The sequence below is a fragment of the Mycobacterium sp. NGS66 genome (genome assembly GCF_059812225.1).
On record NZ_JCALCG010000044.1, the window covers coordinates 1 to 510 of the forward strand.

At 62.0% G+C, this 510-nt stretch carries 1 pseudogene; it reads right to left on the reverse strand.

What is annotated here, in order from left to right:
- Positions 1-510: pseudogene (locus AC5Y2L_RS28580) on the reverse strand (IS1634 family transposase); the annotation flags it as partial.

Genomic DNA, 510 nt, shown 5'->3' on the forward strand with positions numbered 1-510 from the left:
ATGCGAACGGTGCGGTAGCGGCGTGCGGTACGCACGAATTTCTTGATGCTCCATCCGGTTTGGTGCTCGATCCAGTGGCTGACGGCTAGGGCGGCGAACACGATCGTCAGATGGGCATCGATCGACTCACGTTTGTGGTGATAAAACCGGGCGGGCTTGCAGGTCGTGCTTGGACATTCGGAAGCTTTTCTCGATGCGCCACAGCTGATGGTAGGCATCGATGACGAACTCGGGTGTTTGGCTGGTCAGGTTGGTGGTGTAGCCCTTCAATCCGGCCAGTCCGCGGGCTTTGGCCTCCAGATCCCGGTTTACCGACTTGGTGGCCCCGGACAGCTTGATGAACCGGTTGCGCTTGACCGGCGCTTTGCCGTCGACAGCGCGTTGGGCTTTGGCGATTTGCTCGTCGATGCCGCGCAAGGTGCGCCGGGCCCGGTCGTGGCGGTACTGGTAGTAAATGACCCGATCGGGGATCCCGCGGGCCTTTTCGGCGCTGGTGGCCGGCCAAGGCTG